This is a genomic window from Edaphovirga cremea (assembly GCF_003332275.1).
GTDB classification, from domain to species: Bacteria; Pseudomonadota; Gammaproteobacteria; order Enterobacterales; family Enterobacteriaceae; genus Edaphovirga; species Edaphovirga cremea.
This window is the reverse complement of record NZ_QOVA01000002.1, coordinates 348573-362927: the sequence shown is the minus strand read 5'-3', so window position 1 is coordinate 362927 and position 14355 is coordinate 348573. Positions and strand designations below refer to the sequence as shown.

The following is a 14355-nucleotide window of genomic DNA, read 5'->3' as shown; positions in this document are numbered from 1 at the left end:
AGTTACCACGCATAAGCTAACGAGGGGATACTCATGGCAACGCAACCCATCATCAAACTCCACGATGGCAATCTGATGCCGCAGTTGGGTCTGGGCGTATGGCAGGCAAGCAACGAGGACGTTGTTACTGCTATCGAAAAAGCGCTGGAAACGGGCTATCGCCATATTGATACGGCGGCTATCTACCAGAATGAAGTCGGCGTCGGTAACGCGCTGGCGGCTACGCCGGTACCGCGCGACGAGCTGTTTATCACGACCAAGCTCTGGAACGATGATCAAGATAATCCCCAGCAAGCTCTTGAAGAGAGCCTGAAAAAACTCAAGCTCGATTATGTCGATCTCTACCTTATCCATTGGCCAGAACCCAGGCAGAATAAGTTTGTTGAGGCATGGAGGAAATTGCTCAAGTTAAAAGAGCAGGGTTTGGCCAAAAGCGTTGGCGTGTGTAATTTCCACATTCCGCATCTGCAACGTCTGCTTGATGAAACCGGTTCAGCACCGGTTGTTAACCAGATCGAACTTCATCCATTGCTACAACAGCGCCAGTTACACGCCTGGAATGCCACACACAATATCGCCACAGAATCCTGGAGCCCGCTGGCTCAGGGTGGCGAAGGGGTTTTCGAACAGGATGTGATTAGTAAACTGGCCGCGAAGTACGAAAAAACGCCTGCGCAAATCGTCATTCGCTGGCATCTCGACTGCGGCTTAATTGCTATCCCTAAATCCGTAACGCCAAAACGTATCGTCGAAAACTTCAACGTTTTTGATTTCCGTCTGGATAAAGATGAGCTGAGTCAGATTGCCAAACTGGATGCCGGTAAACGTCTGGGGCCGGATCCGGACACGAAATAAACCATGTAAAAAACCCTGCGCAAGCGGGGTTTTTTGTCTGCAACGCGTTACCGGCATAGTCTTATCAACATAGACTTATCAACACTGTCTTCTCGACATAGCCTTTTAGCGGCTTTTGGTCGGCGTGCGGACTTTACGCTTCAGTGCCTTCGCCACTGGCGCTGTCGCAGGACGCGGCGACGGTTGTCCCGTATGCTTGGTCATCGCGGGTTGGCTATTACGCACCATGCGCTTCGCTGCCCGGCTCTCCTCAATCGACGGTGCCGGGATCAGGCACTCCCTGCGGCTACCGATCAAATGCTTCAGACCCATCTCTTCCAACGCATTGCGGATCAATGGCCAGTTCGCCGGATCGTGATAGCGCAGCAGAGCTTTATGCAGACGCCGCTGACGATCACCGCGCGGTACCACCACATCCTCACTTTTGTAATCCACCTTGCCCAGCGGGTTTTTTCCGGTGTAATACATCGTCGTTGAGGTCGCCATCGGCGAAGGATAGAAGTTTTGTACCTGATCGAGGCGGAAACGATTCTTTTTCAGCCACAGCGCCAGATTCACCATATCTTCGTCCTGCGTTCCGGGATGGGCAGCGATGAAATAGGGGATCAGATACTGCTCTTTGCCCGCCTGACGGGAATAGGTATCAAACAGCTCCTTGAAACGCTGGTAGCTTCCCATCCCCGGCTTCAACATTTTTGATAACGGCCCCTGCTCGGTGTGCTCCGGCGCAATCTTCAAATACCCACCCACGTGGTGCGTTGCCAATTCCTTGATATAACGGGGATCTTCAACGGCCAGATCGTAACGCACGCCAGACGCAATCAGGATTTTTTTCACCCCGTCCAAGGCCCGCGCACGACGGTATAGTTTGATCGTTGGCTCGTGGTTGGTGTCCATATGGGTACAGATTTCCGGGTAAACGCACGACGCACGACGACAGGTCTGTTCAGCCTTGGGTGATTGGCAGCGCAGCATATACATGTTGGCAGTTGGCCCACCCAAATCGGAGATCACCCCGGTAAAACCCGGCACTTTGTCGCGAATCTCTTCGATTTCACGAATGATCGACGATTCAGAACGGCTCTGGATAATACGCCCTTCGTGTTCGGTGATGGAACAGAATGAACAACCACCGTAGCAGCCACGCATGATATTGATTGAAAAACGGATCATGTCGTAGGCCGGGATCCGCGAGGTACCATAAGCCGGATGCGGGATACGTTGGTATGGCAGCGCAAATACGCTGTCCATCTCATCGGTACTCAGCGGAATAGCCGGTGGGTTGACCCAAAGATAACGATCGCCATGTTTTTGCATCAGCGCCCGGGCGCACCCCGGATTGGTTTCATGATGCAAAATACGTGAGGTATGGGCATACAACACTTTGTCAGCTTTCACTTTTTCATAGGAAGGCAGCAAAACATAGGTCTTTTCCCACGGCTTGGGTTTAGCCGCCCTCACCGTGATCGGTTTGGCCTCGGTGTCGCCCGTTGCCTCCGCACACGGCAGATCGTCGCCATAGGGATTCAGGATTGGCTCAATGCGGCCCGGTTTATCCAGGCGGGTAGAGTCAACTCCGCTCCATCCTGGCAACGCCTCTTTTCGCATAATCGCCGTGTTGCGCACATCAGTAATGGTCGCGATCTTTTCCCCTGCCGCCAGGCGATGAGCCAGTTCAACCAAAGGCCGCTCGCCATTTCCGTACACCAGCATATCCGCTTTGGAATCGACCAGCACTGAGCGGCGCACCGTATCAGACCAGTAATCATAATGGGCAATGCGCCTTAGGCTGGCCTCAATCCCACCCAGCACAACCGGGATCTCTTTGTAGGCTTCTTTACAGCGCTGGCTGTAGACCACCGTTGCGCGATCGGGGCGCTTACCGCTGAGATTGTCTGGCGTATAGGCATCGTCATGACGCATTTTACGATCGGCGGTATAGCGATTGATCATCGAGTCCATATTCCCGGCAGTGACGCCGAAGAAAAGGTTCGGCCTGCCTAACCGCATGAAATCCTGCTTATTGGTCCAATCCGGCTGGGCAATAATGCCCACACGAAACCCCTGCGCTTCCAGCATGCGCCCTACGATAGCCATGCCAAAACTGGGATGATCGACATACGCGTCGCCGGTGACCACTATGATGTCGCAACTGTCCCAGCCAAGCAGATCCATCTCTTCGCGGCTCATTGGCAGGAAAGGCGCAGTGCCAAAACACTCGGCCCAGTAGGGCTTATAGGAGAAGAGATCGCGTTCTGGCTGGATCAGGCTGATTGGGGTCATCGGTAACTCGTCGGTATCCAAGGGCTGGCGGCAGGAATGCGCAACATTCCGCCAATAAACAGGGGCGGGATTATACGCATTTAGCAGCACTAAGAAGAGGGTTATCTGTCAAATAATTTTGCAGGATCAATTTTTGCCAGAAAATCGGCGCAAAGGCTGAAAGCTCATCCCCACACTTCCAACTCATAAATATCGCTGCGGCACAGCGTCTCGCTAAACTCCAGAATGTTTCCCTGAGCATCGCGGCTTATCTGTTGAATTCGCAGCAGTGGTGTTCCGGGTTCAATATTAAGCAATTCAGCCACGTCCGCGCTGCACGCCAATGCTTTCAAATTAAACTGTTTTTTATCTGGATTAATGCCCTTGGATTGCCAAAGCGCGTACAGCGATTCATCCACTTTCTCGGGCTCTGGCAGGAAATCCGTCGGAATGTAAGTGGTTTCCAGAGAGACGGGTTCACCGTTCATCAAGCGTAAACGGCGGAGTTTGGCGACTTGCGTATCCACCGCAAGCCCGAGAAACTTGGCTATCCTGGCGCAAGCGGGTATAAGACAACGCAGCAACCACTGATTACTGACACTGCCACCGTGGCGGATGACGTGAGCAGTAAAACCCGCTTCATTGATGAGCGAATAATGGATCTGCGGATTAATCCGCGTGCCGATCCCCTGCAGGCGCGAAATCAGTTGTTTCTCTTCCAGCACGGCGAGGGCTTTACTGATAGTCACCCGTGAGAGTTGCAAAGCCTCGGCCATCACCCGTTCCGGTGGCAAGAAGTCACCGGCGCTTAATCCACCCGAGCTGATCACCTCTTCAATACCCGTGGCCAACTGAATGTATCTTGGCGCTAACGCACTGTGTTCAAAAGCCATCTTCACCTGATGAAGAAAGCCATGCGGTTCATGCATAGATTTACCCTGACAGAATTCAACGCGTTTCCTCAAGATTAGCTGTAATTAAGATTTATGGCTTTCATTGGATATCGATACACATCACATTCTGATCAATTGGATCTATATTGGACTCGTTCGGAACATTTTTTCGTCTATTCTGAAAAGGCTGGCAATAGAAATACTCACTCCAGCATCAGGGAGCTTGCAGTGAAAATTATAAAAAAGAATCCAAAAACAGCGCCATATGGAGCAATTATGGGCGCACTCTTTGGACAGGCGGCAGGGGATGCCATGGGCATGCCTTCTGAGCTTTGGCCGCAGTCGAGAGTGCGCCAGCATTTTGGTTGGATAGATCGTTTTCTGCCGGGACAAGAAGAGAACATTTCAGCTAATGAGTACATTGCAGGAGAGTTCACGGACGATACACAACAGGCCATTACTCTCGCCGAATCACTGATTGAAGCCCATGGACGCGTCGATCCTGAGTTGATCGCGATTAAAATCCTGGAGTGGGCAGAGAGTGTTGACGCCTTCGAAAAAAACATCCTCGGTCCCACATCCAAAGCTGCGCTTATCACAGTTCGCGCCGGAATAGCGGTTAAAAATATCCCGGCCAACGGGATAACCAACGGTGCGGCAATGCGTATTTCCCCCCTGGGCTGTGCGTTCAGCACGGCTGATTTACCCGCCTTCATTAACGTTGTTCGCCAATCCTGTAGCCCCACCCATAAATCTGATATCGCCGTGGCGGGTGCATTCGCAATCGCCTGGTCAGTGAGTCAGGCGATTGAGGGGGGTTCCTGGCAGGAGATAAAACAGGCGCTGCCCGAGCTGACCGATCGGGTACAAAACGAGCTAATCACGACCTGTAGCCCATCGCTGGGGCGACGAATCACCCGCGCACTCTCATTGGCAGAATCGCTGCATGCGCTGCCCGACGATCAGATGCTGTATGAGTTGTACCAAACGCTTGGTGCAGGAATGGACAGCATTGAATCCATCCCCATGGCGTTGGCAATCGTGGAATGTGCCAATACGGACCCGGTACGTTGCGCCATTTTGTCGGCAAATTTAGGGGGCGATACTGACACCATCGGCGCAATGGCGACTGCCATTTGCGGGGCAATTCATGGCATTGACGCGTTCCCTGCCGATTGGATCGAACTCATCAGCCAGGTCAACACCGTCAATTTACCGTATTACGCGTCCTCACTTCTTCAACTGAGAGAAAAGGCCAACGCGTAGCGTCTGGTTTAAATGACTTTCCAATTTCAGCAGAAGCGTTATTGGGATAACAGCACAGCGGGTTGAACCAACAATTGACCCGCTGAACCCCGATCGGCCATCTCCAGCGTTTGGCTGTAGTAGAGGAAGGGGAAGTGCTCGAACGAAGGCTGATTGAAATAGACCAGCAGATCGACATCACCATCCACCCAAACGGTGTCCTTGAAGCCAGAATCCTCCACCAATGGCGCTGCGCCATTGACGTTCTTCACCAGGAAAGAGACCCCCTGAATGTGAAAAGACTGCGGCATATCTGCGTGGATCTTCCAGCGTTCCCAGGTACCTTGCAGCGCCTGCACATCGATACGGTTCATATCCCAGATAGCACCGTTGATGCCCGGCAGACTGTCTCCCAGGCGGAATTCGCGGGTACGCACGACGTTACCGCTGAGGATTTGATCCGGCAGCAAACGCATGGGCAGATTATCGGTGACCAGAGGCAACAGGCCGGTGGGTTTCAAGGTCAGAACCAGCGTTGAAATCAAAATGCTTGAGGGTTCGAACAGACCGCGCAAACGATCCATAATCCCCGCTGACTCACCCGCGGTAATCGACACCTCGTCACCCTGTGACATATCAATGACCACCTCGCGACGTTCACCCGGCGCAAGGGACAATCGCTGAACACTAACCGGTGCAGGCAAGAAGCCCAAATCGGAGGCAACGACGTTGAAGGGACGGCCATCGCTGAGCTGCAGCAAATAACGACGGGAGTTGGAGGCATTCAATAACCGCAAACGCACCCATCCGCGTGAGACTTCGACAAAAGGACTCTGTACACCGTTGACCAGCAACGTATCACCGACAAAACCGCCTTGCCCCGGTGAGTCATATTGCGGCACGCCGAAGTTATCCAGACGCTTGTCTTGCAGGATCACCGGAAAATCATCAACGCCATAGTGATTGGGCAACGGCAAGGACTTGCTGACGCTGTCCTCAACCAGCCACATTCCCGCCAGACCGTTATAGATATGGGGAGCCATGCGGTTTGGCGTGTTGGCATGATACCAACAAGTCGCTGCGGGCTGACGAATCGGTAATACCGGCGACCAGTCGACGCCGGGGGAAATCATTCTCGCCGCCCCACCCACCAGGGAGCCCGGTACCTGTAAGCCACTGACCGTCATCGACACCGGCTCAGCCAGTCGGTTGCTGTAAATCAGTTTTACGTCATCGCCACTGTAAACACGCACGGTCGGGCCAAGGTACATACCATTCAGCCCCCAGACATTGGCTTTATTGCCGCCAATAAAAGACCAATGCGCATTTTGCATGGTTAGAAATACGGGCTGACCACGGCGCGACTCCAATAAGGGTGGAACAGGTAATGCCGCTTGCGGTCCACTCGCCTGTGCCCTCAGCGGCATGGCTCCTGCAACCATCGCCATGCCCGATGCCTGTATAAACTGACGTCGACTGAGTGACATATTTTCTCCGTGAAAAGCAATCTCAAAACTGTTTATGCAACCCGCCTGATAACGTACCCATCGGGCGAAAATAAAAAAGTAGATTCGACGTTATTATTTATTTCTTCGCCGCTTCGCGCTGCGCTACCTCAGCATCAAGCTGAGCGATCTTTTCCTGCATGATCCGTTGGCAATACTCCGACAGGTCACGTACCCGCTCTTTACTATATTGCGAGGTGTCGACAGGCGGCAGCATTTCAATAAGAACCAGACCATTCGACCAGCGATTCATCTTCACTTTGCCGTGGGTATTGGACACACAAATCGGCACGATCGGTACACCGGCTGTAATGGCCGCATGAAAAGCCCCCGTTTTGAAAGGCATCAGCCCGCGCCCACGACTGCGGGTTCCTTCAGGAAACATCCAGATCGAGATATCTTTCTTCTGAAACTGCTCGGCAATTTGCGCAATGGTGCCATGCGCTTTGGCACGGTTTTCCCGGTCAATCAGCAAATTACCGGTCAGCCAGTAAAGTTGCCCAAAGAAGGGGATCCACGCCAGACTTTTCTTGCCAACGGTCACCGTGCGCGGCTGTAAGGCGTTGGAAACCGTCACCATATCGTAATTATTCTGATGGTTGGCAATATAGATACAGTTACCGTACTCACTGACGTCAGGAGGAATGCGGGTTTCCACCGTTAAACCGAAAATCGGAGCCAGACGGCCAAACATATGGCCAAACGTCGCCACATGGCGTGGGTTTCGCGGACTGAAAATGCAATAGACAGAACCGACAATACAAATAAGGGTACAGAGTAAGGTGACAATAATGACACGCAAAATACCTAGCATAACAACCTCTTTAGCCTGCAACCGTCGTCGGTATTGCGGCAAAACCGCAAAAAACCGCACGGATCCCTTGCTTAATCATCTAGGGGAATTCTTATATAAGAAGGCGCCCTGCTCACCTGACATTTAATCACCGCTATTTTCAAGCCTCAGCCTGAGCGATACAACGGTTATATTAATGCAAAAAGTGAATAATGGCTGAATTTTCCACTTGAACAGAACGACTTGCCTGACGCGTGATAATAAAACCGTCAGAGTATGCGGGCACACTCTGACGGACATTGCGTCGGGAATTTACTCTTCGCTGTCGCCCGAAGGTGGCCGTGCCGGAGCATCGACTTCAACACGATCAATCTTCTGGAGGCCCCGCGGCAACAACGTGCCTTTACGGCCACGCTCGGCACGGAACTTCTGCAAGTCTTCCGGACGCAGCGTCAACTTGCGTTTGCCCACGTACAACGTCACCGACGTCTGCGGTGGCAGCACAAACAACCACGCCAACCGATCTTCGCCAGACACCACTTGCGCTGAAGGGATCGAGACAATTTTGTTGCCCTTACCCTTTGAAAGCTGTGGTAAATCAGCGACCGGGAACATCAGCATGCGGCCAGCCAGCGTAATTGACAGCAACATGTCGTCCGGCCCATAAATCTCAAGCGGAGCCAGCGCGTTGGCATTTTCAGGCAGGGTAAGCATTGCCTTGCCTGCACGGTTGCGGGCAACCAGATCGTTGAAGGTACAGACGAATCCATAACCGGCATCTGACGCCATCAACAGTTTCTGATCGTCTGGTGCCATCAACACCTGCGCAATTGTTGCGCCCGGTGGCGGCGTCAATTTACCGGTCAGAGGTTCGCCCTGCCCGCGTGCCGATGGCAGCGTTAACGGATCCAACGCATAACTGCGCCCGGTCGAGTCAATGAACACCACCGGCTGGTTGGATTTACCGCGAGCGGCGGCACGGAAGCTGTCACCCGCCTTGTAGTTCAGGCCGGATGGATCGATATCATGCCCCTTGGCACTGCGCACCCAGCCCATTTCTGACAGAACGATGGTGACCGGCTCTGACGGCACAAAATCATGCTCGCTCATCGCCTTTGCCTCTTCACGCTCTTTCAGTGGAGACCGACGATCATCGCCATAGGCTTCTGCATCTGCCTGGATCTCTTTTTTAATCAAGTTGCTCAGTTTACGTTCTGACGCCAGCAACGCCTGCAACTGATCGCGTTCTTTTGCCAGTTCTTCCTGCTCACCGCGGATTTTCACTTCTTCCAGCTTGGCCAGGTGCCGTAATTTCAGTTCCAGAATCGCTTCGGCTTGCGTGTCGCTTAAGGCAAAGCGCTCCATCAATACGGGCTTCGGCTCATCTTCACTGCGAATAATATGGATCACTTCATCGATATTCAGGAATGCCGTCAGCAAACCCTCAAGGATGTGCAAACGTTTTAATACTTTTTCGAGACGATGGTTCAAGCGGCGACGAACCGTGCTTCGACGGTATGCCAACCACTCAGTCAGGATCTCCACCAGCCCTTTTACCGTCGGGCGGTGATCCAGACCGATCATGTTCATGTTGATGCGGTAACTTCTCTCCAGATCGGTAGTGGCAAACAGGTGGTTCATCACCTGATCCAGATCTATCCGGTTGGAGCGGGGAACGATCACCAAACGCGTCGGATTTTCGTGATCCGATTCATCACGCAGATCTTCCACCATTGGCAGCTTTTTCGCCCGCATCTGGTTGGCGATCTGCTCCAGCACTTTTGCACCGGAGACCTGATGCGGCAGCGCGGTAATAACGGCAGCGCCCTCCTCTTTACTCCATACAGCGCGCATACGCACCGAACCACGACCACCCTGGTAAATTTTTCGGATCTCATCGCGCGGGGTAATGATTTCCGCTTCCGTCGGATAATCGGGGCCCTGGACAAATTCCAGTAATTCATCAAGCGTCGTGTCGGGTTTTTCCAGCAGCATAACTGCCGCTTTGGCGATTTCCCGCAGGTTATGCGGCGGAATATCGGTAGCCATCCCTACTGCAATACCGGTGGTGCCATTCAACAGGATATTTGGCAGACGTGCAGGCAGCATTTTCGGCTCCTCCATCGTTCCGTCAAAGTTTGGCACCCAATCTACCGTTCCCTGGCCCAGCTCACGCAGCAGTATTTCTGCGTATTTGGACAGGCGCGATTCGGTATAACGCATGGCGGCGAAGGACTTCGGATCATCCGGCGCACCCCAGTTCCCCTGCCCGTCAACCAGCGTGTAGCGATAGGAGAAAGGCTGTGCCATCAGTACCATGGCTTCATAGCAGGCGCTGTCGCCGTGCGGATGATATTTACCCAGTACGTCACCGACGGTACGGGCCGACTTCTTGAACTTCGCGCTGGAGTTCAGCCCCAGTTCAGACATGGCATAGACAATGCGCCGTTGAACGGGCTTCAGGCCATCGCCAATAAAAGGTAACGCCCGATCCATGATGACGTACATGGAATAGTTCAGGTAGGCGTTCTCTGTAAACTTGTGCAGTGCAAGGCGCTCTGCACCGTCATGAGTCAATTCACTCATTAATTATTCATCCTCAGACCCGTGGCGTTGCCATTCGCAAAAATGTTAACCAACACCCGCAGTAGGTGGCAGGTTCTGTGCGCGATAGTACATCATCTGCTGTATCACTGTCACAGATGCTGGTGCTGCAAGCCCACATGACAACGCTTTGCCGGGGGATTTATCGTCCCGAAGAGCAAAACCCAACCATTTATTGCTTAACAGTCAATAGTGTTGTGCGCCATCGCACATTTTCATTCGAGCCCCAGATCGTTAAACTGTAGCCAATGTTTTCATAACGAGATGAACTAAAATGAGCAAGATACTGATAATCAATGGTGGCAAAGCTTTTGCTCACTCAAAAGGTGAGTTGAACAGCACGCTGACGGATATCGCCGCCAGTTTTTTGCGTGACAATGGGCATGAGATTCGTGAGACCCAGGTAGATCAGGGTTATGACATTGCCGCCGAAGTGGAGAGTTTTCTGTGGGCCGATACCGTTATTTACCAAATGCCAGGTTGGTGGATGGGCGCGCCATGGATCGTGAAAAAATATATTGATGACGTCTTTACCGAGGGTCACGGCAAACTCTACGCTAGCGATGGTCGCACGCGTTCCGATGCCTCTAAAAAATACGGCTCCGGCGGCCTGATCCAGGGCAAAACCTACATGCTGTCAGTGACCTGGAATGCCCCTGTAGAAGCTTTCATCGACCGTGATGATTTCTTCCACGGCGTGGGGGTTGATGGTGTTTACCTGCCATTCCATAAGGCCAATCAATTCCTCGGGATGGAGGCACTGCCAACATTTATGTGCAATGATGTTATCAAGCAGCCTGATATTACCGGTGATATTGCCCGCTATCGCGAACATCTGGGTAATATTTTCAACTGACAGAATGTAACAAGGGGTGGGGCATGATCACCGTTATTGCTGAAATCAAAGTCAAACCAGGACGCCGCGAGGCCGTAATGCGAGAGATTGAAAAATTGCTCCCTACCGTGCTCGCTGAACATGGTTGCGTCAGCTACGTGCCGATGGTGGATTTCAATGCTCAGGTTCCATGGCGTAAAACGGCGCCAGATTCCATTTTTATGCTGGAAGAGTGGGAAAGCCTCAGCCATCTGGAACAACATCAACAGATGGATCATATGGACCAGCATCGTGCAACCATCAAACAGGATGTTCTGGATGTGGTCATCCATATTCTTGAAAAAGCCTGAGTGATTTCTTTTAAAAATATGGCCGCTTATGCGGCCTTTTTCATATTCAGAGACGTTGGCCGCTGATTCGCTCGCCAACGTAATCAAGGAAACAGGTGATACGCGCCGCCAATTGCGTATTGCGGTAATACACCGCATTGATCGGTTGGCTCTCATCCAGGATCAACGGATCCAACAGAGAGATCAAACGTCCCTGCAGTTGATCTTCACGCGTCATATAATCGGCCAGTTGTACAATCCCTTCACCCTGCAGCGCCAGATTACGCAACGTTTCACCACTCGACGCCGTGATTGTTGGCTTGATCTGCAGGCGCTCACCTTTATCCGTCAGCAAGGGCCAGCGGTTCAACGATTCTGGCAGGGTAAAACCCAACAAACAGTGATCTTGCAAATCCTCAGCCCATTCTGGCGTACCATGCCGTTGTAAATATTCAGGACTGGCCAGAATTCTCAGTCGGCTCGCCCCCAGCAACCGGGCATGAATGGTCGAATCCCGCAGTGGTCCGATGCGGATAGCGATATCCGTGCGTTTCTCCAGCAGATCGATCACCAGGTTATCGGTGTTCAGCTCCAACTCAATTTGTGGATACAAACGACGAAAGCCGGCAATGAGCGGTACAATGACGTGTTCCATGAAGGGTGCAGCCGCGTTCACCCGCAGCAAACCGCTCGGATGTTGACGCCGCCGAACGATCTGCTCTTCGGCCTGCTCAACCGATTGAATGATTTGGCGTGCATGAACCAAAAAAAGCGAGCCCTCTTCGGTCAGTTCAAGCCGACGCGTCGTGCGACGCAAGAACGTCGTGTCCAGTTTCTTCTCCAAGCGACTGATAGCACGACTAATGCCAGAAGTGGTCTGATTGAGTTGCTCTGCTGCTGCGGTGATAGAACCGGTGTCGATAACGGAAGTTAAGGCCAGTAATTCTTCAAGGCTGATTTTCATAATCTGCTGCCCGAGATAAAAAACCGATATGTAAAACTGGGGGGCGAATTATCTAGGGTATAATCCAGCCCCCAATTAACCGTTCCGGCTGATTATACCGACAACTCAGCCATATCCCCTTTATCCTGCAGCCAGTTACGGCGATCTTCAGAACGCTTCTTGGCCAGCAACATATCCATCATTGCCAGAGTTTGATCGACGTCTTCTTCATCCACCGTTAACTGCACCAGGCGACGGGTATTAGGATCAAGCGTCGTTTCACGCAGTTGCAAAGGATTCATCTCACCCAGCCCTTTGAAGCGCTGAACGTTTGGTTTACCCCGCTTGCGTTTCAGTTGTTCCAGAACGCCCGCTTTTTCCTCTTCATCAAGAGCATAGAATACTTCTTTGCCTAAATCGATTCGATAGAGGGGCGGCATCGCGACATAAACATGACCATTTTTGACTAAAGTACGGAAATGGCGCACAAACAATGCACACAACAGCGTCGCGATATGCAGTCCGTCAGAATCCGCATCCGCAAGTATACAAATTTTACCGTAACGCAGTTGTCTGAGATCTTCGCTGTCAGGGTCAATGCCGATCGCAACGGAAATATCATGGACTTCCTGCGAGGCCAACACTTCGTCCGAGGAAACTTCCCAGGTATTCAGGATCTTGCCTTTCAGCGGCATGATGGCCTGATATTCACGATCGCGCGCCTGTTTGGCTGACCCGCCAGCGGAATCCCCTTCGACCAGAAACAGCTCGGTCATGTTCAGATCCTGCGACGTACAGTCTGCCAGTTTTCCAGGTAAAGCGGGTCCGCTGGTCAGTTTCTTGCGAACAACCTTTTTGGCTGCGCGCATGCGCCGTTGCGCACTGGAAATCGCCAGTTCCGCCAACTGCTCAGCTGCCTGAACGTTCTGGTTCAGCCACAGGCTGAAAGCATCTTTCACCACCCCAGAAACGAATGCCGCACATTGGCGCGACGACAGGCGTTCTTTGGTCTGCCCGGCAAATTGCGGATCCTGCATTTTTACTGACAACACATAAGCGCATCGTTCCCAGATATCTTCTGCCGACAGTTTTACACCGCGTGGCAAAATATTCCGGTATTCGCAAAAGTCGCGCATGGCGTCCAGCAGGCCCTGACGCAGACCATTAACGTGCGTACCGCCTTGTGGCGTGGGGATCAGGTTGACATAGCTTTCTGTCAGTAGTTCGCCACCTTCCGGTAACCACAGCAGTGCCCAGTCCACGGCCTCGGTATCACCCGCGAAAGAACCAACAAAGGCGGCTTCCGGTAAAGTGATCAAGCCATTGACTGCTTCCATCAGGTAATCAGTCAAGCCATCTTCATAACACCAGCGTTGCTCCGTGTTATTGACCTCATCTTTGAAGACGATCTCGACTCCAGGACAAAGTACCGCTTTGGCTTTCAACAGATGGCTGAGACGGCTAACGGAAAAACGCGGGCTGTCGAAGAAACTTTCATCCGGCCAGAACTGAACGCGGGTTCCCGTATTGCGTTTGCCGCAGGTGCCGGTTACGGTCAGCTCTTGTACCTTTTCGCCATTCTCGAAGGCGATGTCGTACACTTCGCCACCGCGTCGAACCGTGACTTCAACACGCCGGGACAAGGCGTTGACGACCGAAATACCGACGCCGTGCAAACCACCGGAGAACTGGTAGCTTTTGTTGGAGAATTTACCGCCTGCGTGCAGGCGACACAGAATCAGCTCAACGGCGGGCACGCCTTCTTCGGGATGGATATCAACCGGCATACCGCGTCCGTCATCGGTAACTTCCAATGATTGATCGGCATGCAAAATGACGTCGATGCGGCGGGCATGGCCTGCCAGGGCTTCATCGACGCTGTTATCAATAACTTCCTGACCGAGATGGTTAGGACGTGAGGTATCGGTGTACATGCCTGGCCGGCGACGCACCGGTTCAAGACCACTGAGTACCTCAATGGAATCTGCGTTATAACTTGATTGACTCATCGTATGATTACTATTCGCGGTCAGTTGTTGGTGGGCTAGCGGTGAGGTGCCTTCTGGCGATAACACCAGCCGTATCATCTGC

At 52.5% G+C, this 14355-nt stretch carries 10 protein-coding genes and 1 pseudogene; 4 read left to right on the top strand and 7 right to left on the bottom strand.

Annotated elements, in window-relative coordinates; genetic code table 11:
• Positions 1 to 33 precede the first annotated feature (33 nt).
• Positions 34 to 855, top strand: coding sequence for a 2,5-didehydrogluconate reductase DkgA (dkgA, locus tag DRI82_RS04570; protein WP_114192301.1), 822 nt, complete (start codon positions 34 to 36; stop codon positions 853 to 855).
• A 47-nt stretch (positions 856 to 902) separates the two neighbouring features.
• On the opposite strand, the pseudogene DRI82_RS04565 reads toward dkgA, so the two are convergent.
• Positions 903 to 3138: pseudogene (locus DRI82_RS04565) on the bottom strand (YgiQ family radical SAM protein).
• A gap of 164 nt (positions 3139 to 3302) precedes the next feature.
• Positions 3303 to 4046: a GntR family transcriptional regulator gene (locus DRI82_RS04560; protein ID WP_245956774.1), complete on the bottom strand. Its 744-nt coding sequence runs from the start codon at positions 4044 to 4046 to the stop codon at positions 3303 to 3305.
• Positions 4047 to 4286: 240 nt separating this feature from the next.
• Here DRI82_RS04560 and DRI82_RS04555 point away from each other — a divergent pair, with 240 nt between their 5' ends.
• Positions 4287 to 5276 (top strand): ADP-ribosylglycohydrolase family protein, encoded by a 990-nt coding sequence (locus DRI82_RS04555; protein ID WP_114192300.1) that lies wholly within the window; start codon positions 4287 to 4289, stop codon positions 5274 to 5276.
• 38 nt (positions 5277 to 5314) lie between these two features.
• Here the strand turns inward: DRI82_RS04555 and ftsP are convergent, their stop codons facing one another.
• The 3 genes from ftsP to parC form a co-directional block, all read right to left on the bottom strand.
• Entirely contained in the window at positions 5315 to 6742 is a 1428-nt protein-coding gene (gene ftsP / locus DRI82_RS04550) for a cell division protein FtsP (protein ID WP_114192299.1), read from the bottom strand.
• 97 nt (positions 6743 to 6839) lie between these two features.
• Complete coding sequence (locus DRI82_RS04545; protein ID WP_114192298.1) at positions 6840 to 7574, bottom strand: 1-acylglycerol-3-phosphate O-acyltransferase; 735 nt, start codon at positions 7572 to 7574, stop codon at positions 6840 to 6842.
• Positions 7575 to 7865: 291 nt separating this feature from the next.
• Positions 7866 to 10139, bottom strand: coding sequence for a DNA topoisomerase IV subunit A (gene parC, locus DRI82_RS04540; protein ID WP_114192297.1), 2274 nt, complete (start codon positions 10137 to 10139; stop codon positions 7866 to 7868).
• Between the two features lie 292 nt (positions 10140 to 10431).
• Here parC and DRI82_RS04535 point away from each other — a divergent pair, with 292 nt between their 5' ends.
• Positions 10432 to 11013 (top strand): NAD(P)H-dependent oxidoreductase, encoded by a 582-nt coding sequence (locus tag DRI82_RS04535; protein ID WP_114192296.1) that lies wholly within the window; start codon positions 10432 to 10434, stop codon positions 11011 to 11013.
• A gap of 23 nt (positions 11014 to 11036) precedes the next feature.
• The gene (locus DRI82_RS04530) at positions 11037 to 11342 is read left to right on the top strand and encodes a putative quinol monooxygenase (RefSeq protein ID WP_114192295.1); all 306 of its coding nucleotides are present in this window, start codon (positions 11037 to 11039) and stop codon (positions 11340 to 11342) included.
• 46 nt (positions 11343 to 11388) lie between these two features.
• On the opposite strand, the gene DRI82_RS04525 is transcribed toward DRI82_RS04530, so the two are convergent.
• Positions 11389 to 12285 (bottom strand): LysR substrate-binding domain-containing protein, encoded by an 897-nt coding sequence (locus DRI82_RS04525; protein ID WP_114192294.1) that lies wholly within the window; start codon positions 12283 to 12285, stop codon positions 11389 to 11391.
• A gap of 92 nt (positions 12286 to 12377) precedes the next feature.
• The gene (gene parE, locus DRI82_RS04520) at positions 12378 to 14273 is read right to left on the bottom strand and encodes a DNA topoisomerase IV subunit B (RefSeq protein ID WP_114192293.1); all 1896 of its coding nucleotides are present in this window, start codon (positions 14271 to 14273) and stop codon (positions 12378 to 12380) included.
• Between the last annotated feature and the right edge of the window lie 82 nt (positions 14274 to 14355).